Annotated in this window: 27 protein-coding genes; 14 read left to right on the top strand and 13 right to left on the bottom strand. The window is 72.1% G+C overall.

The genetic code is table 11. The features are described from left to right. The first annotated feature begins 16 nt into the window (after window positions 1–16). From AB0N90_RS30075 to AB0N90_RS30055, 5 genes are read left to right on the top strand one after another with little or no spacing between them, the layout of a single operon-like run. Complete coding sequence (locus tag AB0N90_RS30075) at window positions 17–712, top strand: hypothetical protein (protein ID WP_361683448.1); 696 nt, start codon at window positions 17–19, stop codon at window positions 710–712. Further along, a complete protein-coding gene (locus AB0N90_RS30070; RefSeq protein ID WP_365201967.1) occupies window positions 709–1,521 on the top strand; it encodes an HAD hydrolase family protein in 813 nt (270 codons plus the stop codon). Before AB0N90_RS30075 ends, AB0N90_RS30070 begins: the two co-directional genes overlap by 4 nt. Continuing rightward, on the top strand, window positions 1,518–2,069 hold the full coding sequence (locus tag AB0N90_RS30065; protein ID WP_361683444.1) for a hypothetical protein: 552 nt from the start codon (window positions 1,518–1,520) through the stop codon (window positions 2,067–2,069). Before AB0N90_RS30070 ends, AB0N90_RS30065 begins: the two co-directional genes overlap by 4 nt. Window positions 2,070–2,119: 50 nt before the next feature. After that, window positions 2,120–3,289 carry a GNAT family N-acetyltransferase gene (locus AB0N90_RS30060; protein ID WP_365201965.1) on the top strand — a complete coding sequence of 390 codons (1,170 nt, stop codon included), beginning with the start codon at window positions 2,120–2,122 and terminating at the stop codon, window positions 3,287–3,289. 49 nt (window positions 3,290–3,338) lie between these two features. After that, the gene (locus AB0N90_RS30055; protein WP_365201963.1) at window positions 3,339–4,457 is read left to right on the top strand and encodes a hypothetical protein; all 1,119 of its coding nucleotides are present in this window, start codon (window positions 3,339–3,341) and stop codon (window positions 4,455–4,457) included. A gap of 96 nt (window positions 4,458–4,553) precedes the next feature. On the opposite strand, the gene AB0N90_RS30050 is transcribed toward AB0N90_RS30055, so the two are convergent. After that, window positions 4,554–5,435: a phytanoyl-CoA dioxygenase family protein gene (locus AB0N90_RS30050; protein WP_365201961.1), complete on the bottom strand. Its 882-nt coding sequence runs from the start codon at window positions 5,433–5,435 to the stop codon at window positions 4,554–4,556. Window positions 5,436–5,565: 130 nt separating this feature from the next. On the opposite strand from AB0N90_RS30050, the gene AB0N90_RS30045 reads away from it, so the two are divergent. Both AB0N90_RS30045 and AB0N90_RS30040 read left to right on the top strand, forming a co-directional pair. Then, window positions 5,566–6,882 (top strand): MFS transporter, encoded by a 1,317-nt coding sequence (locus AB0N90_RS30045; protein ID WP_365201959.1) that lies wholly within the window; start codon window positions 5,566–5,568, stop codon window positions 6,880–6,882. Window positions 6,883–6,948: 66 nt separating this feature from the next. After that, window positions 6,949–8,169: an ATP-grasp domain-containing protein gene (locus tag AB0N90_RS30040; protein ID WP_365201958.1), complete on the top strand. Its 1,221-nt coding sequence runs from the start codon at window positions 6,949–6,951 to the stop codon at window positions 8,167–8,169. Window positions 8,170–8,188: 19 nt separating this feature from the next. Here AB0N90_RS30040 and AB0N90_RS30035 read toward each other — a convergent pair whose 3' ends face one another. The 9 genes from AB0N90_RS30035 to AB0N90_RS29995 form a co-directional block, all read right to left on the bottom strand. Further along, the gene (locus tag AB0N90_RS30035) at window positions 8,189–8,746 is read right to left on the bottom strand and encodes a GNAT family N-acetyltransferase (protein ID WP_365201956.1); all 558 of its coding nucleotides are present in this window, start codon (window positions 8,744–8,746) and stop codon (window positions 8,189–8,191) included. 74 nt (window positions 8,747–8,820) lie between these two features. Further along, window positions 8,821–9,846: an SDR family oxidoreductase gene (locus AB0N90_RS30030; protein ID WP_365201955.1), complete on the bottom strand. Its 1,026-nt coding sequence runs from the start codon at window positions 9,844–9,846 to the stop codon at window positions 8,821–8,823. Window positions 9,847–9,875: 29 nt separating this feature from the next. Beyond that, the gene (locus AB0N90_RS30025) at window positions 9,876–11,123 is read right to left on the bottom strand and encodes a beta-ketoacyl-[acyl-carrier-protein] synthase family protein (protein ID WP_365201953.1); all 1,248 of its coding nucleotides are present in this window, start codon (window positions 11,121–11,123) and stop codon (window positions 9,876–9,878) included. Continuing rightward, a complete protein-coding gene (locus AB0N90_RS30020) occupies window positions 11,120–11,380 on the bottom strand; it encodes an acyl carrier protein (protein ID WP_361683426.1) in 261 nt (86 codons plus the stop codon). Before AB0N90_RS30020 ends, AB0N90_RS30025 begins: the two co-directional genes overlap by 4 nt. A 50-nt stretch (window positions 11,381–11,430) precedes the next feature. Then, window positions 11,431–12,711, bottom strand: a complete 1,281-nt coding sequence (locus tag AB0N90_RS30015; RefSeq protein ID WP_365201951.1) for an aspartate aminotransferase family protein — start codon at window positions 12,709–12,711, stop codon at window positions 11,431–11,433. Further along, window positions 12,708–13,175 (bottom strand): SRPBCC family protein, encoded by a 468-nt coding sequence (locus AB0N90_RS30010; protein WP_365201949.1) that lies wholly within the window; start codon window positions 13,173–13,175, stop codon window positions 12,708–12,710. The genes AB0N90_RS30015 and AB0N90_RS30010 overlap by 4 nt, the downstream gene beginning before the upstream one ends. Beyond that, window positions 13,162–14,436: a GNAT family N-acetyltransferase gene (locus tag AB0N90_RS30005; RefSeq protein WP_365201947.1), complete on the bottom strand. Its 1,275-nt coding sequence runs from the start codon at window positions 14,434–14,436 to the stop codon at window positions 13,162–13,164. The genes AB0N90_RS30010 and AB0N90_RS30005 overlap by 14 nt, the downstream gene beginning before the upstream one ends. A gap of 55 nt (window positions 14,437–14,491) precedes the next feature. Continuing rightward, on the bottom strand, window positions 14,492–15,622 hold the full coding sequence (locus AB0N90_RS30000) for an acyl-CoA dehydrogenase family protein (protein ID WP_365201945.1): 1,131 nt from the start codon (window positions 15,620–15,622) through the stop codon (window positions 14,492–14,494). Between the two features lie 39 nt (window positions 15,623–15,661). Next, window positions 15,662–16,855 (bottom strand): cytochrome P450, encoded by a 1,194-nt coding sequence (locus tag AB0N90_RS29995; protein ID WP_365201943.1) that lies wholly within the window; start codon window positions 16,853–16,855, stop codon window positions 15,662–15,664. A gap of 404 nt (window positions 16,856–17,259) precedes the next feature. On the opposite strand from AB0N90_RS29995, the gene AB0N90_RS29990 reads away from it, so the two are divergent. From AB0N90_RS29990 to AB0N90_RS29965, 6 genes are all read left to right on the top strand, one after another. Continuing rightward, the gene (locus AB0N90_RS29990) at window positions 17,260–18,279 is read left to right on the top strand and encodes a substrate-binding domain-containing protein (protein ID WP_365201941.1); all 1,020 of its coding nucleotides are present in this window, start codon (window positions 17,260–17,262) and stop codon (window positions 18,277–18,279) included. Beyond that, window positions 18,279–19,352 (top strand): ABC transporter permease, encoded by a 1,074-nt coding sequence (locus AB0N90_RS29985; RefSeq protein WP_365201940.1) that lies wholly within the window; start codon window positions 18,279–18,281, stop codon window positions 19,350–19,352. The genes AB0N90_RS29990 and AB0N90_RS29985 overlap by 1 nt, the downstream gene beginning before the upstream one ends. Window positions 19,353–19,355: 3 nt before the next feature. Beyond that, window positions 19,356–20,252 carry an ATP-binding cassette domain-containing protein gene (locus AB0N90_RS29980; RefSeq protein ID WP_365201939.1) on the top strand — a complete coding sequence of 299 codons (897 nt, stop codon included), beginning with the start codon at window positions 19,356–19,358 and terminating at the stop codon, window positions 20,250–20,252. A gap of 2 nt (window positions 20,253–20,254) precedes the next feature. Continuing rightward, a complete protein-coding gene (locus AB0N90_RS29975; RefSeq protein WP_365201937.1) occupies window positions 20,255–21,157 on the top strand; it encodes a sugar phosphate isomerase/epimerase in 903 nt (300 codons plus the stop codon). Window positions 21,158–21,212: 55 nt separating this feature from the next. Further along, window positions 21,213–21,626 (top strand): nucleotidyltransferase domain-containing protein, encoded by a 414-nt coding sequence (locus AB0N90_RS29970; RefSeq protein WP_365201936.1) that lies wholly within the window; start codon window positions 21,213–21,215, stop codon window positions 21,624–21,626. 129 nt (window positions 21,627–21,755) lie between these two features. Further along, window positions 21,756–21,950, top strand: coding sequence for a hypothetical protein (locus tag AB0N90_RS29965; protein WP_365201934.1), 195 nt, complete (start codon window positions 21,756–21,758; stop codon window positions 21,948–21,950). Between the two features lie 24 nt (window positions 21,951–21,974). On the opposite strand, the gene AB0N90_RS29960 is transcribed toward AB0N90_RS29965, so the two are convergent. From AB0N90_RS29960 to AB0N90_RS29950, 3 genes are all read right to left on the bottom strand, one after another. Continuing rightward, window positions 21,975–22,979, bottom strand: coding sequence for a Gfo/Idh/MocA family oxidoreductase (locus tag AB0N90_RS29960; protein WP_365201932.1), 1,005 nt, complete (start codon window positions 22,977–22,979; stop codon window positions 21,975–21,977). A gap of 83 nt (window positions 22,980–23,062) precedes the next feature. Continuing rightward, window positions 23,063–24,211 (bottom strand): Gfo/Idh/MocA family oxidoreductase, encoded by a 1,149-nt coding sequence (locus AB0N90_RS29955; RefSeq protein WP_365201930.1) that lies wholly within the window; start codon window positions 24,209–24,211, stop codon window positions 23,063–23,065. A gap of 157 nt (window positions 24,212–24,368) precedes the next feature. Next, window positions 24,369–24,713 carry a cupin domain-containing protein gene (locus AB0N90_RS29950; protein ID WP_071387652.1) on the bottom strand — a complete coding sequence of 115 codons (345 nt, stop codon included), beginning with the start codon at window positions 24,711–24,713 and terminating at the stop codon, window positions 24,369–24,371. A gap of 189 nt (window positions 24,714–24,902) precedes the next feature. Between AB0N90_RS29950 and AB0N90_RS29945 the strand changes: the two genes are divergently transcribed. Beyond that, window positions 24,903–25,439, top strand: a complete 537-nt coding sequence (locus tag AB0N90_RS29945) for a hypothetical protein (RefSeq protein WP_365201928.1) — start codon at window positions 24,903–24,905, stop codon at window positions 25,437–25,439. Window positions 25,440–25,483: the final 44 nt, after the last annotated feature.

Raw genomic sequence — 25,483 nt, 5'->3', positions numbered from 1 at the left:
CAGCGGAAGGATTCCCTTGAGAGAGCATGTGCTGGACGTCGACGAGAAGAGCTACTGGGGGCCGTACTACTCGTACTTCCCCGCGCTCGCCCGCTACATCCCGCTGGGCGAGTACGCCCGCCGGGTCCGCCCGAGGGCCTGTGTGCTCGGTGCCTCGGACGGCAAGTTCGCCCTTCCGCTGCTCCGCGCCGGCTGGGAGGTCGTCGGTGTGGAGACCGACGCGCTCTTCCTGAACGGGGGCGAGTTCGACCTTGTCGACGGCCACCACGAGGTCGTCGGCCTCCGGCAGCGGCTGGCCTCCGAGGGCCTCACCGACGACTGCGTCATCGTCGAGCAGGACTACATGACCCTCCCGGCCTCCGGCGACTTCCAGCTGGTGGTGGGCAGCGGCCTGTGGTCGATGCCACCCAACCGGGCCCACACCCTGGAAGCGCTCATCCATCACGCGATGGACATGGTCGCCCCGCGCGGCATCTTCTTCGGCGAGTACCTGATCGGGCTCAACGACGAGGAAATCCAGTGCGGTTACTACCCGCCCCGCGAGGAGATGGACCGCATCGTCGACCGCCCCGGCTGGCAGCTCTTCGAGAACGCCGACCTCGGCATCCGCGGCGAGAGCCACCTCGGCTACGAAGAATGGCACTACCACCGGTACGCCGCCGCGATCGTGCACCGCATGCCGCTGCCCACCACCCCCGAACCGGCCCCGTGACCTCCACGGACACCGCACGGACCGGCGGGCGCCCCCACCTTCTTGGGGGTGCCCGCCCGGCGGTCGTCGTCTCGGACCTGGACGGCACGCTGCTGAACGCGGACCACGAGGTCGGCGAGCGCACCCGCAGGGCCCTCACCGCGGCCGTGGCGGGCGGCGTACACCTGGTTCTCGCCACCGCCCGGCCCGCCTGGTCCGCCCGGCAGGTGCTGCGGCCGCTGCGCGGCCTGGGCGCGTCCCTCGTCTCGTCGAACGGCGCCGTCACCGGCGATCTGGACGACCCCCGGCCGCGACGGGTCCGCGCCATGGCACCGGCCCGGGTGCGCGAGGCGCTCACCCTCCTCGGCCCGGTGCCCTGGGCTCTGGACCGCCCCTCCGGGCGGCTGCTCGGACCCGACTGGCCGGACGTCCTCAGCAGCGGGGGCGCCGACGCGCCCCGGGTCCTGGAGGTGCCGGACGACGAGGACGTCCTCTGCCTCATGGCCCTGCGCGCCGACCCGCCCCCGCCCGCCCTCCTCGCGCCCGCCGGTCTCGGCTGGACCTCCTCGGACGCCGGGCTGGTCGAGGTCTCGGCGCCCGGGGCCGACAAACGGTCCGCCGTCTCATGGCTCCTCGACCGCCGGGGACTCGACTGGGACACCGTCGTCGCCTTCGGCGACGCGCCCAATGACCTGAGCCTCCTGCGCGCGGCCGCCACGGGGGTGGCCATGGCCAACGCCGTTTCTGACGTACGGTCTTCGGCGACGGAACTGACGGCCGCCCACGACGAGGACGGGGTGGCCCTGTGGGTGGAGAGGAACCTGCTGTGAGCGAAGTGAACCCTTCCGGCGGCCCGCCGGCGGGGAAAGTGTGGATCGTCGGCGGACCGGGCTGCGGCAAGTCGACCCTCGCGGGACTGCTGACCCGGTCCGAGGCGCCCCCGGTCTGCCTGGACGCCCTGTTCTGGGGACCCGAGTGGACGCCGGTGCCGGAGGACACGTTCCTCGCCGAGGTCGGCAAGGCACTGGAGGCCGAACGCTGGGTGGTGGACGGCCAGTTCCCCGCCGCCGTCGCGGCCTACGCGCACACCGCCGACTGCGTGGTCTGGGTCGACCCGCCGCTGCGCCTGGCCTGGCCCCGGCTGCTGCGCCGCACCCTGCGCCGCTGGATACGCCGGGAGAAGCTCTGGGGCGGCACCCGGGAGACCCTGTGGACCGTCGTCGGCCCCCGGTCGATCCTCTGGTACGCCCTGAAGGTGCGGGCGGAGCAACAGCGCGCCAACCAGGAGCTGTTCGCCCGCCTGTCGGAGTCCGGCGTGCGCCTCATCCGATTCCGCGACGGTGACGTACGCGACCTCGTCGGCCGGATCGCCCGGTGATCCTCTCCAGGCCGATGGAACAACCCTCTTGTCAATGTCGGGAGTTACCCATGGATGTCCGCACCTACGACACGGTCGGCGCGCTGCCCGCCGCCGACTGGGACTCTCTCACGTCCGGGTCCACCATCTACTCGACCGCGGGCTTCCAGGGCGTACGCGAGGAAGAGCTTCCGCCGGGGGCGCGGGCCCGGCGCATCACGGCCCATGACGCCGGGGGCGCCATGGTGGCCGGCCTTGAGGCCTACACGTTCACCCGGCCCCCGCACGCCCTCTACACGCCCGCCGATCTGCTCGCCGGACTCGTCGAGGAGGAACGCCACACGGCCGTCGCCTCGCGCCCGCTGGCGATCGGGGCGGGCTGGTCCGAGTTCCGGGGCCAGGTCGTCCACCACCCGGACGCCGAGCCGGAGCAGCGGGCGCCGGCCGTCGAGGCCCTGACCTCCGAGGCCCTGGCCTTCGCCGAGAAGGCGGAGGCGTCCGTCCTCGCCTACTACTACCTTCCCCGCGAGGACGCGCTCGACCTCGCCCGCGCCCACGAGGACGCCGTCGTCCTCTTCCACGACGTGGAGACGGTGCTCCCGGTCGGCCTCTGGGACGACCTGGAGGACTACTACGCCTGGCTCCCCGCGAAGCGGCGCCCCCGTGCCCGGCGCGAGGTGCGGACCTTCCGCGAGAGCGGGCGCACCGTGCGCGAGGTGGCGCTGCCCGAGGTCGTGGAGCGCATCGCCCCGCTCAACAGCGCGCTGATGCGCAAGCACGGCCACGACTACGGGGTCGCCAAGGCGGCGGAGGTCTACGGCCGGCAGGGCCGGCACCTGGGCGAGCGCAGCACCCTGCTGCTGGCCGAGGAGGGCGAGAACCCCGTCGGCTTCGCCCTGCGCTACCGCCACCAGGACATGCTGTACGCCCGCGTGGCCGGCTTCGACTACGGCTACGAGAACAAGGCGGACTACTTCAACCTGGTCGTCTACCACCCGGTCGCGCAGGGGACGGGGCGGTCCACCCGCGCCATCCACCTCGGCCTCGGCACCTTCGAGGCCAAGCTGAGCCGGGGCGCCCAGCCGGTCCCCCTGTACACGGTGCTGGTGGGCGTGGACCGGCCCCTTCGGGCCGACTCCGACGCCGTGCGGGAACGCAACCGGAAGGAGACCGAGGCGTTCGGGGCCGCGTACGCGCGGCACGTGGTCGGCGGACTCGACACGAAGGAATGGCAGCTGTGAACACGCGTACCGCCCCGGGGACCGCCTGGTGCGCAAGGAGGCCCCGGCCGTGACCGAGACCAGGCATCTGACGTCGATCGGCGACATCGAACGCGGCAGCTGGGACGCCCTGGTGCCCGCCTCCTGCTTCTACCAGAGCCATGGCTGGCTCGCCGGGCAGGAGCGCCCCGACTTCGCCACGGCCACCTACACCGTGGTGTCGTCGGGCGGCAGGCTGCTCGCCGCCACCCCGTCCTACGACTTCCCCCCGGAGAACGCCCCGTCCCTGCCGCCGGTCGCCGCCGGCCGGGAGGTCCTGCGCGTCGGCACCCGCACCGGATACCACAACGAGTTCCTGCTCGCCGGAACGGAGGCCGAACAGCGGGACGCCCTGGCCGAGTTGGTGGCGGGCCTGGCGGAGCACGCCCGCCGGCTCGGCCGTGACGCCCTTCTCTTCGACTTCCTCACCACCGACAGCCTGCGGCTGCTCGCCGGTCTGTTCCCGGTCCGGGCCCAGCTGCGCAGCGCCGAGGCCGTGATCCACAACGAGGGGGGCACCTTCGAGTCGTACCGGCGGCTGCTCGGACGCAATGTCCGCAAGCGCGACTACGAGGTGCGCAAGTTCGAACAGGCCGGGCTGCGGCTGGAGACGGCACCGCTGTCGCGGTGCGTGGACGAACTGGCGCCGCTGATCGGCCAGACCATGGACCGGTACGACGCCTCTCTGGACCTGGCGGAGATCCGGGCGTTCCTCAAGGTCCAGGCCGAGCACCTCGACGGCCTCAGCACGGTCTTCCGTGTCGTCGACGAGGAGGGCGGCCTGGTCGGGGGTCATGTCGCCTTCGCCTGGCGGGAGATGTGCTACGCCCGGGTGGCCGGATTCGACTACACCAGGACCCGGGACGCGTACGAGTACTTCAACGCCGTGTACTACGGCCCGCTGCGGCACATGGAGCGGCATCGGCTCGACACCCTGCACCTGGGCCTGTCCGCGGTGGAGGCCAAGGTCAGGCGCGGGGCGCGGCTGCATCCGGTCTGGGCGGCGGTGCTGCCGCTGCCGCTGGTCCGGGGCGCAGGACTGACCCGCGACACCGCCGCCGACCAGGCCCTGGCCGACTCGGTGCGGGCCGAGGCGGGCGGCGGGATGGACGAGGGGGAGTGGGAGCTGAGCCGGATCACCCCGCTGTGACCCCCACGGCGCTCTCCCCGGGGTGCCGGCCGACCGGCACGGTACCCCGGGCGAGCCTTCGCCCCGGGGTCCGTGCGAGCCCCGGGGCCGGAGCCCTCACCTCCGGGCGGGCCAGAGGGTGGGGCAGAACTCCGGGTCCGTGTAGTCCGGCTCCCCGGCCGGGGTCCGCCGTACCAGGACGTCGTGCTTGTACGGCTGCTGGCGGCCGTCGGAGTCCTGGTAGTGCCGGTAGGTGTTGGACCCGTCCTGGAGGTGGAACGAGATCGCGCGGCGGGGGTGCGGACTGCGGTTGGGCCCGCTGCCGTGGTACAGGAGGCAGTGGTGGAAGGTCATATGACCGCGCGGGATGTGCACGGGGACCCGTTCGACGGCGGCGCCGTTGCGTTCCGCGTCCCCCTCCAGCAGGTAGTCGCGGGCCACATCGGCGGGATCACCGACCGGCCGCTCGGCGCCATGGCGCCGCTCCCACCGGTGGCTTCCGGGCACCATCGTGATGGTGCCCGCCTCCTCCGTGCAGTCATGGAAAGGAATGAAAGCCGTCAGCATGTTGTCGGACGAACAGGTGGGCCAGAAGTATTTGTCGAAATGCCAGGAGACAATGTTCGACGTTTCTTCGGGTGCCGCCGGCTTGTAAATGAGGGTCGCCTGGAAGGTGCGTATCTCCGGTGTTCTCGCCAGGCGTGCCGCCACGGCGGCGACAATGGGTTTACGGAGAATTCCGGCGATGGTCTCGTCCCGGTAATGAATGTAGTCGCTGTTGCGCTGGATCTCGCCGTCGGCGGGTGACCAGTCGGCCAGTCGATCCGGTCGAGCAGGCAGCTCGCGACCCTTGTGACCTGCGTAGAAGCGCTCGCTGGCCTGGGTCAGAGCGTCGGTCTCCGCATCGCTGAGCAGCTTCTGCGAAAGATACCAGCCGGTTTCCTCGTAGCGCAGGACGTCCTCGTCCGACGGCAGCAGCCCTAATTCTTCTTCTGTCAATACCGAATATTCCGACACCGTATCCTCGTCTCTCTGGACGTCCGTCGAACCGTCGGGTCGCGACGAACTCTAGCGTATGAATGAGGCGTGTGCTAGGTTCATTTCCCAATTGGTTCGATCGAAGGATGAGATGGCGATCCTAGATGAGGAAATCCGGGTTCTCCTCAAGGGGAACAAGGATTTTCGAAACGTATGGACAGGGGAGTCCGCAGCCCATTTCGGGGCCCAGCTGACCAACTTCCTGCTCCCGCTGGTCGCGGTGACCGCCCTGCACGCGAGCGGCACCGAGGTGGGCCTCATCTCCGCCGTGCAGTTCGTCCCGGTCGTCCTGCTGTCACTGGTCGCCGGGATGCTGGTCGACCGCCACCCGCCCCGCCGTACGCTGGTGCTCACCAGCCTGGTCCGGGGTGCCGCGCTCGGGTTCCTCGGCCTCGCACAGGCCGCCGGAGGGCTGACGGCCACCCAGGTCGTGGCGGCCGCCGCGATCATCGGCACGGCCACCGTCTTCTACGAGGTCGCCTACCAGTCCACCCTTCCCAAGATCGTCCCTGTGGACACCATCTCCTCGGCCAACGGACTGCACCAGGCCACCTACTCCATCAGCCAGCTCGCCGGCCCCTCGGCGGCGGGCTTCCTGGTGGGAAGGACGGGGCTCTCGCCCACCTTCGCCGTCACCGCCGCGCTCTTCGCGGGTGCGGCGTTCAGCGGATCACTCCTGCGTGGCGTCAAGGCCCCCGGTGTGCCGCGGCAGTCGGCACTGCGCTCGATCGGATCGGGGCTGCGGTACACCTGGTCCCTGCGGCCCCTGCGCGACCTCTGCACCCAGGCGGGCCTGTCCAATCTGCACGAGCAGTGCTTCCTGACCGTCTTCCTGGTGTTCGCCGTCCGCGAGCTGGGCCTCAGCGGCACCACCATCGGCGTGGCCATCGGCATCGGCAGCGCCGGCGCGCTGGTCGGCTCGCTGGTGGCCGCGCGCATCGGCGCCCGGCTCACCGTGGGCAGGGCACTGACCTGGGGCGTGGTCCTGGCCGCCGTGGGTCTGCTCCTCGTCCCCGCTGTGGCCGTCCTCGGCCTCGGTACCGTCGTACTGGTGTCCCTCCTCGCCCTCGCCTTCGTCGTCAACGGCTTCGGGGTGGCGCTCTTCAACGTCTTCGCGGTGAGCCTGCGCCAGACCATCCCGCCGGAGGACCAGTTGGGAGCGGTCACGGCGAGTTACCGGCTGGTGGCCCTCGGGACGCTGCCGCTCGGTGCCTTCGCCGGCGGAGCCCTGGCCGACGCGGTGGGGCCCGGCCGGGCCATCTGGATCGTCGCGGCCTCGTACCTGTGCGTCTCCTTCTGGTTGATGTTCTCGCCGCTGCGCTCCGCCACCACCCTCGAACAGGCCCGTGTGCTGGGCGAGGGGGCGCGGACCGCGGACACCGCCGGCGAGCAGCCCTCCACCTCCTGACCGGCCGCACGCCCGGCCCGCAGCACCTCCCGCCCCTCCGCCCGGACACAGACAGAGAGAAACGACGTGGCTGTTGAACGAGATGTCCTGATCTACTCCAAGCGCTTCGAGGGCGGGGTACGCCTCGTCTCGCGCATGCTCTCGGACATGGGACGCCGCCCGATCCTGGTCTCCGACGAGCCGGAGGACGTCAACCGCGACCACTGCGCGGCCCACATCGTCGTCGACTGGGAGCGGGCGAGCCTGGAGGAGCTGGTGACGGCGGTCGACGCGGCGGGCGTGGAGCCGACCGCCGTCGTCAACTTCGTCGACTCGCTGATCTCCTGGCAGGTGCGCACGGCGCGGCACTACGGGCTGGCGGGAGGGGAGAGCGGCCGGGAGGTCCTGCTGAGCAAGGCCCGGGTGCGGGCGGCCATGACGGACCGGGGCCTGTCCTCGCTGCCGTTCGCCGCGGGAACCGTCGCCGCCCTCGACGTCGAGGCGATCACCTCGTACCCGGTCATCGTCAAGCCCGACCAGGACTCGGGTGGTTCACGGCTCGTCCGCCGCGCCGAGAACGCCATGGAACTCCGCTCCCGCCTCAAGGATTTGGCCGACACCATGGGTCCGGACACGGACGCCATCGTGGAGGAGTACATCGACGGCGTCGAGTTCTCGGTCGACGGTCCGGTGCTGGGCGGCCTGTTCCACCCGCTCTTCGAGGTCGAGAAGACGGAGCACGACAATCTGCGGCACCACGACGCGGGACTCCTCATCTCGCCCCCGCCCTCCGCGCACGTCCGACAGGCCGTGCGTGACCTGTCGGAGCGGATCGGGATCCTCTGCGCCTCTCTCGGCCTGGAGAGCAGCTGGTTCCATGTCGAAGGGCGGGTGCGCGCGGACGGCAGCTGCGAGCTGGTCGAGATCAACCCGCGCCCCGGTGGCCGGATGTACCGGGCGGCCACCCAGCGGACCTGCGGGGTCGACCCCATCGACATGTCGGTACGCATGGCACTCGGCGAGCGACTGGACGACGCCTTGGCAGGGGCGACTCCCGGTGGCACCGAGCTGCTGGCCATGCTGCCTTTCGAGGCCGACCGTGTCGGCACCCTGGCGAGCGCCACCTCCGTCGAGGAGCTCAAGCGGATTCCCGGGGTGGTGGACGGCTATCTGTTCGACAACTTCCGGGTGGTGACGATGGAGCGGGAGAACTTCTTCGCCGAGGCCATGATCATCTCTGACAGCGTCGCCGATCTCCATGAGATCGCCGGACAGGTCCGCTCGGTCTTCACCTTCACCTTCGAGTGACCCGCGCGGCCGGGCCGGCTCACGGCCCGGGGACGACGGGCGCGGCGTAGCAGTGCACCCTCACCGTCTCGGTGGGGCTCCACCGCTGGTCGACGGTGTCCAGCAAGGTCCACCCCAGCCGTTCGTACAGGGCCACGGCCGAGGTGTCGGACGTCAGTACGTCCAGGACCGGATGGCGCCGGCGCCGCCGGGCCTCGCCTGCGGCCCGCTCCATCAGCAGGGCACCGACCCCCTGGCCGCGCACCGCGGGGGACACGAACAGACGGCTGATCACGGCGGTCGCCTCGACGGGCGTCCCGGCCCGGTGGCTCCACAGGCCCGGCGCCCGGTCCGCCGCCCCACCCTCGGACAAGCCGACATGACCGACGATCCGGCCCTCCAGCTCGGCCACCCAGGCGGCGAACAGACAAGGCCGGGCCAGCCAGTCGCCGGGACGCTCGGGCCAGTTCTCCGGGTAGCCGTCCCGCTCGTGCACCTCGGCCAGCAGTTCCACACAGGCGTCGAGATCAGCGTCCTCGCGCCGGCGGACCCAGCAGCCAAAAGCCGCTTCCGCCGTGGGCTGTGCCGGTTGTTCCACCCCAGCATGAAATCACGGTACGGCCGCTCGCGCAGGGCAGTGCCGAGCACGCGCCGGACCCGGAGCCGACCCGCTCACGCGTTCTTCGTCAGCAAGGTCCACGGCCGTGGCTCCGCCAACGCCAACCGGGGTTTTCGCGCGGCCCAGTGGTGGACCGCGGTCGTCATCGCGTCGGCGGGGTCCCGGACGGGATACGTCGGGGTGAAAGGGGTGGCCATGCTGGTGTAGCTCTGGAACATGGCCAAGAGCTTGACCGCCTCGCTCTGGAACGGGGAGAGATGGCGGTCGGCGAGGGGCAGGAAGAAGCGGGTCCAGGTGTCCGGGGGGACGATCGGGGGGCGGGCGACCGGTGGGGCGCCGTGCGTGGCACGGAAGGTGTTCAGTGCCGTACAGGTCACCTCGATGAGCGTGGCGAGGCGCAGGCTCGCGGGGCCGGCGGCCACGATCTCGGTGCGGGAAGCGCGCGGCGGAGCGCCGAGGGCCGCGTCCGCGATCGCGCGGGCGACCTCGTCGACCGGGCTGATCTCCGCGAAGCCGTCCGGGTCGCCGACGACGACCGCGGCGAGCCCGGACACCAGGGCGTGCAGCAGCGTGTACGGGCCGGAGAAGCGGGCGATCCGGCCGTCGCGGCGCCTGCCGACCACCAGCGGGGGGCGGACGATCGTCAAGGGGCCGGGGTGCTCCTCGCGCACCACCTCCTCGCACACCGCCTTGGACCACTCGTAGCCGTTGCGGTAGCCGTCGAACTCCGTTGCGGCCGAGCCTCGTTCCCCGGCGACGTACGCCGTGGACACATGCACCAGATGGGTGTCGCGGCCGGCGAGGGCGAGGACCGCGCGCAGCGGTTCCACGTTGGCGGCGAGCGCCTCCGCGCGGGTCATCGTCCAGCGGGTGGAGGCCGCGGTGTGCACGATGACGTCCCAGTGGCCGCCGAGCCCCCTCGGCACCGGACCCTCTCCGAGGGCCCAGGGCACGATTCCCGCGTCCGTCGCGCGGCGCGCCGTACGCACCAGGGTGTGCGGCGGCGCGTCGGCCGCGCGCAGGGTGTCGACGGTCTCGGTGCCGATCACACCGGTGGCACCGGTGACGAGGATGCGCATGGTTGTCGTCTCCGAGCGGGTGCGAGGGATCAGGGGGCGGGGGAGAGCACGAGGCAGGCGTTCTGGCCGCCGAAACCGAAGGAGTTGGACAGCACGGGAGCCGAACGCACCGTCCGGGGCGCCCCGGTGACCAGGTCCACGAGGTCGGCCTCGGGGCTGCTGCGGGTGTTGGCGATCGCCGGGACCAGCCCCGCCGAGGCGCAGCGCAGCGCCAGCGCCGCCTCCAACGCCCCGGAACCGCCGATCAGATGGCCGGTGACGCCCTTGAGCGCGGTGACCGGCGGTGACTGCCCGGCGAAGCAGCGGTCGATCGCGGCGGCCTCGGCACGGTCGTTGAGCAGCGTGGAGGTGCCGTGCGCGTTGACATGGCCGATCTCCGAAGGTGCCAGCCCCGCGTCGGCGAGCGCCGAGCGCATACAGGCCGCGGCGACGGAGCCGTCCTTGTGCGGGGCCACGATGTGGAAGGCGTCGCAGTTGTCCGCGTAGCCCGTGATCTCCCCGTGGATGCGGGCCCCGCGTGCCACCGCGAGGTCCCAGCGCTCCAGCACCAGCAGCGCCGCGCCCTCGCCGACCACGAATCCGTCGCGGTCCGCGGCGAAGGGCCGACTGGCCAGCCAGGGTTCCTCGTTGCGCAGGGAGACCGCCCGCATCCGGGCGAAGCCGCTCATGATGACGGTCGTCACCGGAGCGTCCGCGCCGCCCGCGAGGGCCACGTCCAGCTCGCCGTGCCGGATCTTGCGGGCCGCCTCGCCGAGCGCGGTGGTGCCGCTGGCGCACGCGGTGGCGTACGTGGTGCACGAGCCGCGGAACCCGAACCGCATGGCGATCCGGCACGCCGGGGAGTTGGTCATGGTCCGGGGCACGGTGTGCACCGGCATGCCCATCGGGAAGCCGCCGTGGTCGAGCGCGGTCGCCTCCATGCTGGGCAGTCCGCCGATGCCGGTGCCGAGCTGCACCCCCGTGCGGTCCGGGGGCAGATCGCCGGGCAGCTGGGCGTCGGTCACCGCGTCGGCCGCCGCGCACAGCGCCAGCAGGGTGACCCGGTCGATCTGCCGGGCCTCGCGGCGGGTCAGATACGCCTCGGGCTCGAACGGCGGCACCGGGCAGGCGAAGCGCACGGGCACCGCCTCCGCCGCCAGCCGATCGACCGTCACCGCCGTGGACTTGGCCGCGAGGAACGTCTGGAACGCCTCCTCGGGTGTGTTGCCCGCGGGCGACTTCACCCCGATACCGGTGACGGCCACCCGGAACCGGCCGCGCGCGTCCCGGGCGTTCACCGCGGTTCCGCCAGCCGGGTCTCCAGCAGGTCCACGGCCTCGCCCAGGGTCTCGGCCGCCGTCAAGTCCCTTACCTGGATGCGTAGTCCGAGTGCGGACTCCAACCGGGAACCGATCTCCATGAGTTCGAGACTGTCGATCCCGAAATCGTCCACCAGGCTGGTGCCGCCATGGAGTTCCTCCGGCTCGGTGCCGATCACATCGGAGACGACGGTACGCAGCAGGAGGTCGAGCTGTTCGCGGGTCCGGGTGGGCATGGGGGTTCCGTTCTCCTTGAGCGGTGGCGCGGTCCGCAGGGGCCTCGGGGTCATCTCTCGGCGCACCGGGCCTCGGCCCCGGCCGTGGCGTGGTCCAGGGCGGCCAGCGCCTCCGCCACCTCCGGGAGGCCGCAGGCGAGCGAGGGCAGCAGGCGCACGGTGGTGGGGCGGCTCAGACAGGGGGAGACCAGCAGTCCGGCGTCGGCAAGGCCGAGGACGACATCGCCGGCCAGATGCGGGGAGGCGTAGTCGACCCCCCACAGCAGCCCACGGCCGCGCACCTCGCGCACCGCACCGGCGTGACGGCCCCGGAGCCGGGCCAGCCCCTCGGCCATCGCCTCGGCCAACTCGACGCCGTGCGAGGTACGTTGCTCGATGGCCGCGAGGGCCGGTGGCAGCGCGGCGCACGCCAGCGGGTGCCCGCCGAAGGTCGCCGAGTGCAGGAACGGATCCGCCTCAAGCGGCGCGTACAACTCCTCGGAGCACACCACCGCCGACAGTGGTACGACCCCTCCGCCCAGCGGCTTGCCCACCAGCACCGCGTCCACGGGCAGCCCCTCCGTGAGCGCGACGGACCGCTCGCCGCAGCGCCGCAGCCCGCACTGGATCTCGTCGGCGACGACGAACGCACCATGCCGCCGGGCGTCCGCGCACCAGCGCCGCAGTACGGCGGGGGGCAGCGGTACGACGCCGTTCTCGCCCTGCACCGGTTCGAAGACCACGGCCGCCAACTCACCCGAGGCGGCGGCCCTTTCGACGGCCTCGATGTCCTGCGGGTCCGCGTGCACCACGTCGACCACGCTGCCGCGCAGCCCGGTGCGGAAGAGCGGGCTGTGGGTGAGGGCCAGCGCGCCGGTGGACTTGCCGTGGAACCCGCCGCGCACCGCGAGGACCCGGCCGCGCCCCGACGCCAGCCGGGCCAGCTTGACCGCCACCTCCACCGCGTCGGCGCCGTTCAGCCCGAAGTACACCTTCGGCAGGGCGCCTTCGAAGTACCGCACCAGGGTGGCGGCCGCCCGCGCCGTCACCGGGTTGGCGAGGCTGCGGGTCGCGGTGGGCAGGGTCTCCAGCGCCCGCCGCACGCCCGCCACGACCGCCGGATGCCGGTGCCCGAGCAGCGGTACGGCGTAGGAGCCGAAGTCGAGCACACTCCGGCCGTCGGAGAGGGTCACCCGGCAGCCCTCGGCGCCCACTTCCACGGCGCCCCGCCCCGCGAAGCTCCCGGTCAGCGCGAGCCGGGGCGAGAAGTGCCGGCGGACCAGGTCGAACGTGTCCTGCGCGTCGGGGGGTTCGCGGTCCTGGTCGAGCCCCGCGGCCGGGCTCCCGGTCACCGCCGTACCCCCGCGTCCGGGTCCGCGGCCCCCAGCCGCCGTTCCAGTGCCCGCAGCATCTGGGCGGCGTTCTCCCGCAGCGCGTCCGAGGCGACCGGGTTGAGCATCTCGGCCAGCAGCGGGATGCCGATGTCGAAGTCGACATGCAGGGACACCGTGCTGTGCGCCGCGCCGGTCGGGGTGACGGCCCAGTGGCCCGAGAAGGCCCCCAGGTCACCGGTGACCTGGCGGAAGTCGAAGCGCCGCGCTCCGTGATCGAGCACCTCCGCCTCGGTCCACCGCAGCACCGAGCCCTTGAGGCGGACCGACCACGCCGTCGTACGGTGCCGGGCGTCGCCGCGCTCGGTCACCGTCACCGATTCCACGTTGTCCATGCAGCCCGGATAGGACTCGACGTCGGCCACGGCGGCCCAGGCCTGATCGGGCGAGGCGGCGATGCGCAGTTCCACGTCAACTCGGGGCATGCGAAGTCCTCTTCTCAGGCGCGGGCGGGGGCGCGGGCGCGGCTGCGGGCGGCGGGGCGGTGATGGTCGCGGGAAGCAGATCGGCGTGCGCGCCGAGGGCCTCGGTCAGGGCGGTGTCCAGGGCGCGCGGCAGCAGGGCGCGCAACAGGGCGCGGGGGAGCGGGCGTCGGTGGGTGAGGGCGTAGGACTGCGGGACCAGGCCGCAGCCCAGCTCCACCTTCGGTGTGTACGCGGTCTGCGCGAACCGGATATGGGTGCAGCCCGACTCGATGGCCAGCCGGATCGCCGCGTAGTGCACGGCGTGGTAGAGCCGTGCCTCGTGGGCGATGCGGTAGTCGAGGCCGATCCGTGCCCCGGTCGCGCCGGTGCCCCGGAACAGGCACAGCAGGAACGCCACCAGTCGGTCGCCCTCGAAGGCGGCGACCAGCGCCCGCCGGGGCTCGGCGGCGCCCGCCAGGGCGGTGAGGAAGGACGCGTCCAGGCGGTCCAGGGTCTGGTCCGCGCGGTCCATCACCTGTTCGTACAGGGCGAGTACGTCGGGCAGCAGGGGCGCGAAGTCCTCGACGATCTCGACGCGGGCACCCGGCCAGGCCGCGAACTTGCGCAGCTTGCTCCGGGCGTTGCGCCGCGGCTTGGCGGGCAGCGCACGGACGTACGCCTCGAACGAGTCGTACCCGAGCCGCAGTTCGGTGTCCGGCATGCTGCGCGTGACGAAATATCCGGCCCGCTCCAACTCCGGTCGCAAAGACGCGAGTTCCGCGTCGCCGAAGTCCTTGAACACCACGGTCCCGAGCCCGGACCAGTCGGCCACGTCCCCGGCCGCCGACACGAGCAGTCGTACGGCCTCCGGTGGCAGCGGCCTCGCCGCCGCGATATGGCCCTGGCCCAGCAGATGGCCGCAGAGCAGCATGGGCACGCGCAGCAGCCCGGGGCACACGGCGCGCAGCGGGCGCAGCAGCCGGCGTTCGCGCGGACCCACCACGTCGTCCAGGCGCAGCCGGGAAAAGAGGCACAGCGGCAGCACGGCCACCACCTCCTGCCCCCGGCGCAGCAGCAGATAGCGGTAGCCCTCGGGGCCGAGACGACCGCGTTCCATCGCCGCGAACACCCCCTGGGACCACAGCGGATCGTCCGCGGGGGCCAGCTCCCGCCAGACGTCCGGCGGTACGGCGTCGACGGTGTCCGCGATCTCCACCCGGTAGGGCGCCCGCGCGGGCGGTGGTTCGCCGGGCCGCGCTGCCGCGCCGCGCTCTCGCCTCATGGGTGCCTCCTCGGCGGATGGGATCGACGGCCGGAGCCCGTGCGCACCGCGCGGCTCAGCCGATGCGCAGCCGGGCGCCGCCGAGGTGCTCCCGCAGCGGCTCGGCCATGCGGGTGCGCGACGGCGGATGGAAGGCGAGCCCGGATGCGGCCGAGGCCAGATAGGTGCCGTCGGGCGAGCCGATGAACGCCATCCCGCCGAGCGCGGACAGACAGCGGGGCGCGGTGCGGGCGATGGCGTCCTGCGCCGCGTACCGGGCGTGCAGCGCCCGTACCAGCAGGGTGTCGTCCCATGCCTCGCTCTCCATGGCCGTCGCCACGGCCTCCACGGCGAGCATCGCGGCCTCGACATCGACCAGGAACGGCGTCGGATCGCCACCGAAGCCCCCGGGTTTGGTCAGCACCCGTTCGACCAGGCCGCTGATCACCCCCAAGTAGCCTGCGGTCAGCAGGAGTTCGAACCAGAGGAAGCCCGCGACATTGAGCGAGTCGGGCACCGCGTCGGCCGTGACCTCCGTGGTGACGACCATCTGCGGATCGAGCTCCACCTCGGTGAGTACCACCTCGTCGCTCTCGGCCCCCGCCAGCACCGGGCTGCCCCAGAACGGCCGCACGGTGAGCCCCGGGGTCTTCGCCGGTACGATCGCCACCGCGAGGCGTGCCACCCCGTCCGCGCCGGTGAGCGTGACGGAGGCGGTGAGCAGGTCCATCGAACGGGACAGGCTGCACGGCTTCTTGCTGCCGTTCAACACCACCCGTCCGTCGCGCAGTTCGGCCCGGATGCCGGGGCGCAGGATGTTCTGGCCGGTGTTGCCCTCGGCGAACCCGGAGGCCAGCAGCAGCCGTTCCCCGGCGACCGCGCTCAGCAGCAGGCCCTCCATGCCGGTGCCGCCCCTGGCGGTCTCCACCAGACCGGCGACCGAGAAGTGGTGCATGGTGGTGGCGACCGCGAGGGACGGGCAGCGGGCGCCGACGGCCCGCTGTGCCCGGACCGCCTGGAGCACGGTCGCCCCGGCGCCGGAGTGCTCGGCGGGCACCAGCAGCCCCGGGCCGCCCGCCGCGCGGAACGCCTCGATCGCGGGGCTCGGCGCGCGCTCCAGAACGGCCAGCGGATGTGCGGCGAGCGCGCTGTCCAGGCCCGGGAGCAGCCGGTCGAGCACGGCGCGTTCGGTGTGCAGGAAGTTCACGGACGTCCCTTCTGTGGGCCGGGGCCCGAGCGGGGGCGCTCAGCCCGAGGTGACGAGGGGCAGCCGGGTGAAGGCGCGCAGGCTGATGCTGTCCCGGCGCACCGGGCTCCGGGCGTGGGCCAGGTGAGGGAAGCGCGCCAGCAACTGCCGGACGACGGCGGCGCCTTCGAGACGGGCCAGGGCCGCGCCCAGGCAGTAGTGGGCGCCCGCGCTGAAGCTGAGCACCCGGATGTCGGGCCGCAGCACATCGAAGGCGTCGGGGTCCGGATGCCGGGCGGGGTCGCGGCCCGCGGCGGCGAGCACGGTGGTGATGTTGCCGCCCTGGGGGATCGCGACGCCGCCCACGGTCAGCGGACGGGTGGCGATCCGCTCCGTCATCCGCACCGGGGTGTCCCAACGCAGGGACTCCTCCACGCCGTTGGGCACCAGGGCGGGGTCCTCGCGCAGCAGGGCCAGCTGGTCGGGATGGCTGAGCAGGGCGTGCACGGTCAGGCCCAGCAGGCTGGTGGTCGTCTCGAAGCCGGCCACGAACACCAGCAGCAGCATGTCCAGGAGCTCGCTCTCGGCGAGCCTGCCGTCGTCGGCCTCGCGCACCGCGAGCAGCGCGGTGACCAGATCGTCGGCGGGTCTGCGCCGGCGCAGGGCGACCAACTGGGCGAAGTACCCGCGCAGGGCGGTCACGGCCTCGTCGGCGCGCTTCCAGTCCTCGTCCGTGCGCACCGGCTCAAGGAGCCGGCTGGCGTCCTGACCGTAGTGGTGGAAGCGGTCCTGGTCCGCGTGCGGGACCCCGATCAGATCGCCCACGACGGCCACCGGCAGCGGGTAGCCGACCAGCTCCTGGAAGTCGGCCGCGCCGCCGTCACGGGTGGCGTCGGCGAACCGGTCGAGGAGCGCCGTGGTGGTGGTCTCGATGCGTTCCGTGAGGACGGCGACCCGGCGGGCGCTGAACCGGTCGGCCACCAGCCGCCGCAGCCGGACATGGTCGGTGCCGTTGGCGCGCAGCAGCGAGGAATAGAAGAACACGGCGGCCGGATGCTCCCGCCAGTCGGGCAACTCCGTTTCGCACCAGGTGAGATCGGGAGTGAGACAGGATGGGTCGCTCAGCACCTGCTGGCAGTCGGCGAACCGGGTCAGGAAGTAGGTGTCGAGCTTCTCGTGATAATAGACGGGGGCGATACGGCGCAGTTCGGCCAGGGCCGGATAGGGGTCTTCCTTCCCCTCGGCCGTGAACATCGACGAAAGCAGCGTTTCCGAATCCACCGTTGTGGCCTTTCCGGCCATCCGGTCCGGGAGCGGAGTGGCACGTCGCCAGTATGTCCCTCGGCTGGTCCGACTGCCATGCCGGTGAATTCTCCGGCCAATTATGATCCACCTCTGGCCGGATCCCATGAGGGGTGCGAAATACGCGCCCTCTTCACCACCCCGGGGCGCAACCGGGTGGTGAAGAGGGCGAATTTAGAAGTCATATAAGCGGGATTTGGGATCGGATAATCCGGGGTGGGAAACACATGAACCCCGGACCTGTCGGCGGGGTCATGTCTGGACAAAGTATTGACAGTGGCTCCGGTGGGGACTTGTATCGCGTCCCGACGCAACAGCGCCCTCCCCGTCGCACGCACAGTGAGGTGCAAAGAACGATGGATCGCTCTTCTCGCTCGGGCTCGCGCACGTCGGTACCGCTGGTGGCCATGGTCGCCGCCGCGGCGCTCGCTCTCACGGGCTGCTCCAGCGGCCATGGCGGCAAGAAGGCCGAACAGGCCGAGGCGAACGCCGCCGCGGGCAAGGCGGACACCCCCCGGATGACCGTCGCCCTGGTCACGCACCAGGCGCCCGGCGACACCTTCTGGGACACCGTCCGCAAGGGCGCGGAGGCGGCCGCGGCCAAGGACAACATCAAACTCGTCTACTCCGCCGACCCGAACGCGGGAAACCAGGCGAACCTGGTGCAGAACGCGGTGGACCAGAAGGTCGACGGCATCGCGGTCACCCTGGCCGAGCCGGACGCACTCAAGAGCGTGCTCGGCAAGGCGGAGCGGGCGGACATCCCGGTGGTGGGCCTGAACTCCGGACTGGCCGACTGGAAGCGGCTCGGCCTGCTGGAGTTCTTCGGACAGGACGAGAGCGTGGCCGGGGAGGCGTTCGGCGACAAACTGAACTCGACCGGTGCCGAAAGAGTCGTCTGTGTCGTCCACGAACAGGGAAACATCGGCCTCACCCAGCGCTGCGACGGACTGAAGAAGACTTTCAAGGGCACCACCGAGACGCTGTACGTCAACGGCACCGACATGCCCTCCGTACGGGCGACCGTCACGGCCAAACTGAAGCAGGACACCTCGATCGACACCGTCGTCACCCTCGGTGCTCCGTTCGCCGCCACCGCGGTGCAGTCGGTGGGCGATGCGGGTAGCAAGGCCAAGGTGGCCACCTTCGACCTGAACAAGGACCTCGTGAAGGCCGTGCGCGACGGCAGCATCGAGTTCGCCGTGGACCAGCAGCCCTACCTCCAGGGCTATCTGGCGGTCGACGCGCTCTGGCTCTACAAGTACAACGGGAACTACAGCGGCGGCGGGGTCGCGCCGGTGCTCACCGGGCCGGCCTTCGTCGACAGGTCGAACGTCGGCAAGGTGGCCGGCTTCGCCGCGAAGGGGACCCGCTGATGAGCGGCGGCGGCCAGGCCGTCGGCACCCCGCCGGCGCCCGGACCCGGCACCGGCGCGCGGGACGGCCGTACGACCCGGCGCCCGCCCGTCCTGCGGCTGCTGGCCCGCCCCGAGACGGGCGTCTTCCTCGGCGCCGTCGCCGTCCTGGTCTTCTTCCTGATCGCCGCGCCCTCGGTCCGCCAGGGCGCCTCGATGGCCACCGTCCTCTACCAGTCCTCCACCATCGGCATCATGGCGCTGCCCGTGGCCCTGCTGATGATCGGCGGCGAGTTCGACCTGTCCTCCGGCGTCGCCGTCATCACCTCGGCCCTCACCGCGAGCATGCTCAGCTACCAGCTGACCCTGAACATATGGACCGGTGTGATCGCCGCCCTGGTCGTCTCGCTCGCCGTCGGCGCCTTCAACGGCTGGATGGTGGTGCGGACCGGACTGCCCAGCTTCCTGGTCACCCTCGGCACCTTTCTCATCCTCCAGGGCGTCAACCTCGCCGTCACCAAACTGGTCACCGGCAATGTCGCCACCGACGACGTCAGCGACATGGACGGCTTCGGGCAGGCGAAGAAGATCTTCGCCTCCTCCTTCGACGTCGGCGGTGTCCAGGTGCAGATCACCGTGGTGTGGTGGCTGGTCTTCGCCGCCCTCGCCACCTGGGTGCTGCTGCGCACCAAGTACGGCAACTGGGTCTTCGCCGTCGGCGGCGACCAGGACAGCGCCCGCGCGGTCGGCGTCCCGGTGCGGTTCACCAAGATCACCCTGTTCATGCTGGTCGGCCTCGGCGCCTGGTTCGTCGGCATGCACAACCTGTTCTCCTTCAACACCGTGCAGTCCGGCGAGGGCGTCGGCAACGAGCTGATCTACATCGCCGCGGCCGTCATCGGCGGCTGCCTGCTCACCGGCGGCCACGGCAGCGCGATCGGCCCCCTGTTCGGCGCCTTCATGTTCGGCATGGTCAACCAGGGCATCGTGTACGCGGGTTGGAACCCCGACTGGTTCAAGGCGTTCCTCGGCGTGATGCTGCTCGGCGCCGTCCTGATCAATCTGTGGGTACAGCGCACGGCGACCCGGAGGTAACCCATGAACGACAACGGAACGGGCACCCACGGCGCCGTCCTCCCCGACACCCCCGCCCCGCGGGACACCCCCCTGGTCGAACTGCGCCGGGCGGGCAAGTCGTACGGCAATGTCCGCGCCCTGCACGGCGTCGACCTCACGGTCCGGGCCGGCCGGGTGACCTGCGTGCTCGGTGACAACGGCGCCGGCAAGTCCACCCTCATCAAAATCATCTCCGGGCTGCACCGGCACACCGAGGGCGACTTCCTGGTGGACGGCCGCCCGGTGCGCTTCGGCACCCCGCGCGACGCCCTGGACCAGGGCATCGCCGCCGTCTACCAGGACCTCGCGACCGTCCCGCTGATGCCGGTGTGGCGCAACTTCTTCCTCGGCTCCGAGCTGACCCGGGGTCCCTGGCCGCTGCGCCGCCTGGACATCGCCCGGATGAAGGAGACCGCCGACCGGGAACTGCGCCGCATGGGCATCGCCTTGGACGACCTGGAGCAGCCCGTCGGCACCCTCTCCGGCGGCCAGCGCCAGTGCGTGGCCATCGCCCGCGCCGTCCACTTCGGCGCCCGCGTCCTCATCCTGGACGAACCCACCGCCGCGCTCGGCGTCACACAGTCCGGCGTGGTGCTCAAGTACATAGCCGCCGCCCGTGAACGCGGCCTCGGCGTCGTGTTCATCACCCACAACCCGCACCACGCCTACATGGTCGGCGACCACTTCAGCGTGCTGCGCCTCGGCACCCTGGAGCTGTCCGCCGCCCGCGGCGACATCACCCTGGAGCAACTGACCGACCACATGGCCGGCGGTGCCGAACTCGCCACGCTCAAGCACCAATTGGCCCAGGTGCGCGGCGTGGACCTCGACGCGTTGCCCGAGGACCTCGGCGACACCTTCCCTGAAGGGACCACCTGATCATGCCGCACGAACTCGACCGCATCCGGGTCGGCTCCGCCCCCGACTCCTGGGGCGTCTGGTTCCCCGACGACCCTCGGCAGGTGCCCTGGGAACGCTTCCTGGACGAGGTCGCCGCAGCCGGCTACGCCTGGATCGAACTCGGCCCCTACGGCTACCTCCCCACCGACCCCGCGCGGCTCGCCGAGGAGGTGGCCCGCCGCGGGCTCACGGTCTCCGCGGGCACGGTCTTCACCGGCCTGCACCGCGGCCCCGCCGTCTGGGACGACACCTGGGCGCATGTCTCCCAGGTCGCCGCGCTCACCCAAGCCATGGGCGCCCGGCACCTCGTGGTGATCCCGTCCTTCTGGCGCGACGACAGGACCGCCGAGATCCTGGAGCCGTCCGAGCTGACCGCCGAGCAGTGGGGCCACCTCGCCCGGGGCATGGAGCGGCTGGGCCGCCGGGTGAAGGAGACGTACGGCCTCGACATCGTCGTGCACCCGCACGCCGACACCCATATCGACACCGAGGCCCATGTCGCACGCTTCCTGGACGCGACCGACTCCGGCTCGGTCCGCCTCTGCCTGGATACCGGTCACTACGCCTACTGCGGCGGCGACAGCGTCAGGCTGATCGAGACGTACGGCGAACGCATCGGCTATCTGCACCTCAAGCAGGTCGACCCCGCGGTCCTCGCCGAGGTCGTCGCCCGGGGGCTGCCGTTCGGGCCCGCCGTGGCGCGCGGCGTCTTTCAGGAACCCCCCTACGGAGTACCGGAGTTGGGGCCCGTGCTGGCGGCGGCGCAGAAACTGGGAGTGGATCTCTTCGCCATCGTGGAGCAGGACATGTACCCGTGCGAGCCGGACAAGCCGCTGCCGATCGCGGAGCGGACACGAAGGTTTCTGCGGTCCTGCGGGGCGTGAGGGGTGCGGGGTGAGGGATGCGGGCGGTGCCGAGAGCCTGCCGGACCGGACGGGTGTGCCATCCGAACGTCTCGTCGAGGTACGGGAGTTCCTCGACCGCCTCACCCGCTGGGCCGGAACCCGCGAGGACGTCGTCCTGCTGACGGCCGATCCGGCACGGTACCTCACCGACACCGCCGAATCCGAGGGCGCTGAGTCCGACGCCCCTGAATTCGCGGGCACTTGGGATGACTGGGCAGGTGAACTCAGCCTGGGCCGACCGGCCCGCACCCGCGCCTGGGGACCCGTCACCGAGCGGCGATACGCCCTGCTCCCGGGCCTGGAGGTCGAGTTCGGCATCGGCGGCCCCCGGTGGGCGCGGACCGATCCCGTGGACCCCGGCACCCGTCGTGTCGTCGCCGATGGCGCGCGGGCGCTGTACGACCCGCGGCGCATCCTCGCCGAGTTGGTCCGGCGCCGCCGGCCGTGACGCCACCGGGCCGGGTGTCGTTCCTCCGTAACCCTGACGGATTCGCGCCAGGCGCGGCCGGGAACCAACCGGGGGCACGTGGGCGTTGTTGAGATGAACGGGGGCGCCCGCGAAGACGGGAGGACGAGGATGACACACCGTACGGAACCCCGGAAGACGGCACAGGACACCGCCGAGGCGGCGGCCCAGCGCCGGGAACGCTTCGGCACCCTGCCCGAGCGGATACGTCCCGAGGACACGGTCGAGACCAGCCCGGCGACGCTGCCGGACTCGGCCCGCGACCGGTACCACGCGGACGAGTGGCTGGTGCGGTACTGCGGCTGACGAAGGCCTCCGGTACCGCGTCCGTCAGGCCTGCCGCACCTCCGCGATCGTCACCGGACGGTGTTCGGCGCGGGAGAGCGCGCAGGCCTCCGCGACCCAGCCCGCCTCCAGGGCGTCCCCGATGGTGCACGGGGACGGCCTGGTGCCGGCCACCACCTCGGTGAAGGCGATGAGTTCGGCGCGGTAGGCGGCCGCGAACCGGTCCATGAAGAAGGCGTGCGGGGTGCCGGAGGGGAAGCCGGCCCCGGGCTCGACCGAGCGCAGCGGCAGCCGGTCGTCCAGGCCCACGGCGATGGCGTCGGCGAAGCCGTGCAGCTCCATGCGCACGTCGTAACCCCGGCCGTTGTGACGGGAGTTGGACACCATCGCGATCGTGCCGTCGTCCAGCGTGAGGACCGCGCCCGTGGTGTCGGCGTCACCGGCCCGCGCGATGTGGTCGGCGCCCCGGTTGCCGCCGACCGCGTACACCTCGGCGACCTCGCGTCCGGTCACCCACCGGATGATGTCGAAGTCGTGCACCGAGCAGTCCCGGAAGATGCCACCGGAGGCGGCGATGTACGCGGCCGGCGGCGGCGCCGGATCCAGCGTCGTACAGCGCACGGTGTGCAGCGCCCCCAACTCGCCCGAGCGCACGGCGGCGCGCGCGGCGGCGAAGCCCGCGTCGAAGCGGCGGTTGTAGCCGATCTGGATCGGCACCCCGCTGCCGCGCACACTGTCGTGCACCGCCACGCCCTCCGCCATCGTGCGGGCCACCGGCTTCTCGCAGAAGACCGGCACACCCGCCGCCACCCCGGCCCGGATCAGCGCGGGATGGGCGTCCGTGGCCGCCGCCACGACCAGGGCGTCCACCCCCGCGGCCAGCAGCGCCCCCGGCGAATCCGCGACCTGTGCCCCGAACCGCTCGGCGGCTGCCTTCGCGGCGTCCGCCAACGGATCGGCGAACACCAGCGATTCGACGGCGTCGAGCCCGGAGAGGGTCTCGGCGTGGAAGGCGCCGATGCGGCCGAGGCCGAGGATTCCGATACGCATGGGTGGTGCCGCTCCTCAGGGGTTCGAACGAAAGGGACGAGACGTCAGGGGCATCGGTCAGCCTGCCGTGTTGATCAACCCGCTTACAGAACAACCCAGTTGCCACTGGCGGCGGACTCGGCCATCGCGTCCAGGACGACCGCGCCGCGCACCGCGTCCGCGAGCGTCGCGCCGTACGGTGTGCCCTCGGCGATGGAGCGCAGGAACCGGTGGGCCTCGATCACCTTCAGATCGTCGTAGCCCATCGCGTTGCCCGCGCCCGGCTGGAACGCGGCGAACTCGCCGTCGTCCGGGCCGACATACACGGTGCTCACCGGCTGGTCCTGGAAGGACCTGCCCCGGCCGACCGCGAGCTCGTTCATCCGCCGGAAGTCCCAGAACACCGCGCCGCTCGTGCCGTGCACCTCGAAGCCGTAGGCGTTCTGCTCGCCGACCGAGACCCGGCAGGCCTCCAGGACGCCCCGGGCGCCGGAGGCGAAGCGCAGCAGACAGCCGACGTAGTCCTCGTTCTCCACCGGACCGCGCTCGGCGCCGCCCGCGCGGGTGTGACCGGCGGCGGCGCCGGTCGGGCGGGCGCGCTCGGGGACGAAGACCGCGGTGTCGGCGGTGAGCGCGGTGATGTCACCGAGCAGGAAGCGGGCCAGGTCGGCGCCGTGCGAGGCCAGATCGCCGAGCACCCCGCTGCCGCCGCGCTCCCGCTCGTAGCGCCAGGTCAGGGCGGAGTCGGGGTGGGCGGCGTAGTCGCTGAACAGCCGGATGCGCACATGGGTGACGGTGCCGATCCCGCCCGCCGCGATCAGCTCGCGGGCCCTCTCCACGGCGGGCGCGTTGCGGTAGTTGAAGCCGACCGTGCCCTGCACCCCGGCCCGCGCGACGGCATCCGCGACCGCGCGGGCGTCCCCGGCGGACAGGCCCACCGGCTTCTCGATCCACAGATGCTTGCCCGCCTCGGCCATCGCCACCCCGATCCGGCGGTGCAGGAAGTTCGGCGCGGTGACACTGACCGCCCGCACCCGGGGATCGGCGGCCACCTCCCGCCAGTCGCGGGTCGCGGTGGCGAAACCGAACTGCCCGGCGGCCTCCTCGGCCCGGCCCGGCACCTCCTCGGCGACCGCGATCAGCCGTGGCCGCAGCGGGAGCCGGGGGTAGTGGTGGGGGAGACGGGCGTACGCCCGGGTGTGCACCCGGCCCATCCAGCCGAACCCGACGACGGCGACACCCAGCTCCTCCACCCTGCCCGCCTCTCCGCGTCAGCACCGCGGGACCGGTCCACCTTCCCGCCCGGCCACCTTTGTCCTGACATGGTGGCACTGTCAACGCCCCGAACGGGGCGGAGCGTCGAAATCGCCGGTCTCGGGGGTGCCACCTACGGCGGTCTCAGGGGCGCCCCTACAGGTTGATGGCGTACGCCTTGCGGAGCGTCTCGTGCACGGTCCATGTCGTACGGTCGCCCGCGCGCAGCACCGCCATGTCACCCGGTCCGACCCGCAGCGTCGGACCGTCCTCGAAGTCGATCGTGGCGGAGCCGCTGATCACGACGAACAGCTCGTCGGCCTCGGTGTCGGTGACCACGCCGGGGGTGATCTGCCAGATCCCGCGGATCTGCCGGCCGTCCGCCGACTCCCAGACCACCTTCCCGGTGACCTCGGGGTTCCCGGAGACGATCTGTCCGGGGTCGAGGGGGTCGGGTTCGAGGTCGGCGTCGGGGATGTGGAGCGCGAAGCTGTGCGTCATGGGGCCGACCCTAACGGGGCCCGCACCCCGGCCGCCGTCGACAGAGTGTGCGGCATCGGGCCTGGTCGGAGGACACTTCGTCGGGCCACGCGGACCGCGGGGCGGGCGGGCGTGCGGGCCGGTCGGACTGGCGGGCGCGAGGGCCGGGCGGACTGGCGTGCGTGCAGGCCGGGGGTGATCGTGGAAGACATGGCCGACTCGACCGCGGCGGACGCCCACGGGCATACGGAGGACGGGCCGCGCCCCGGCGGGCACAGCACCCGCGAGGCGCTCCTCTTCGGCGGGGTCTACGGCTCCGTCCTCGCCAGCTCGATGGTCGCCGCCCTCACCCGCTACGGCGCCAGCACGCCCGCGACCCGTCGCTACGACGCCCTTTGGCTGCTGGTGACCGCCCTCGCCTCCGCCCTGGCCCACGGCTACGCCCACTACATCGCCGAGCGCACCCCGCACCGCCGCTGGGACGGCCTGCGCGCCCTGCGCAACGAGTGGCCGCTGGTCGCGGCCGTGGTGCCGACGGTCTTCCTGCTGGCGGGCGCGGGCTGGGGGTGGTGGCCGGCCAAGGGCGTCGAGTACCCCGCCTTCACCCTGAACATCCTGATCCTCTTCGCCCTCGGCCTGACCACCGCCCGCCAGGCCGCCCGCCCCTGGCCCGCCGCCGTCCTGATGGGCCTCGGCGACGCCCTCCTCGGCCTGATCGTGGTCGTCGCCAACGCCCTCATCAAGTGACCCCACCCTCGATGTCACCGGGCACCCGCGCGCATACGGTAGTG

The sequence above is a fragment of the Streptomyces sp. NPDC093018 genome (genome assembly GCF_040684035.1).
Classification (GTDB): domain Bacteria; phylum Actinomycetota; class Actinomycetes; order Streptomycetales; family Streptomycetaceae; genus Streptomyces; species Streptomyces murinus.
This window is presented reverse-complemented; position numbering and strand designations above follow the sequence as displayed.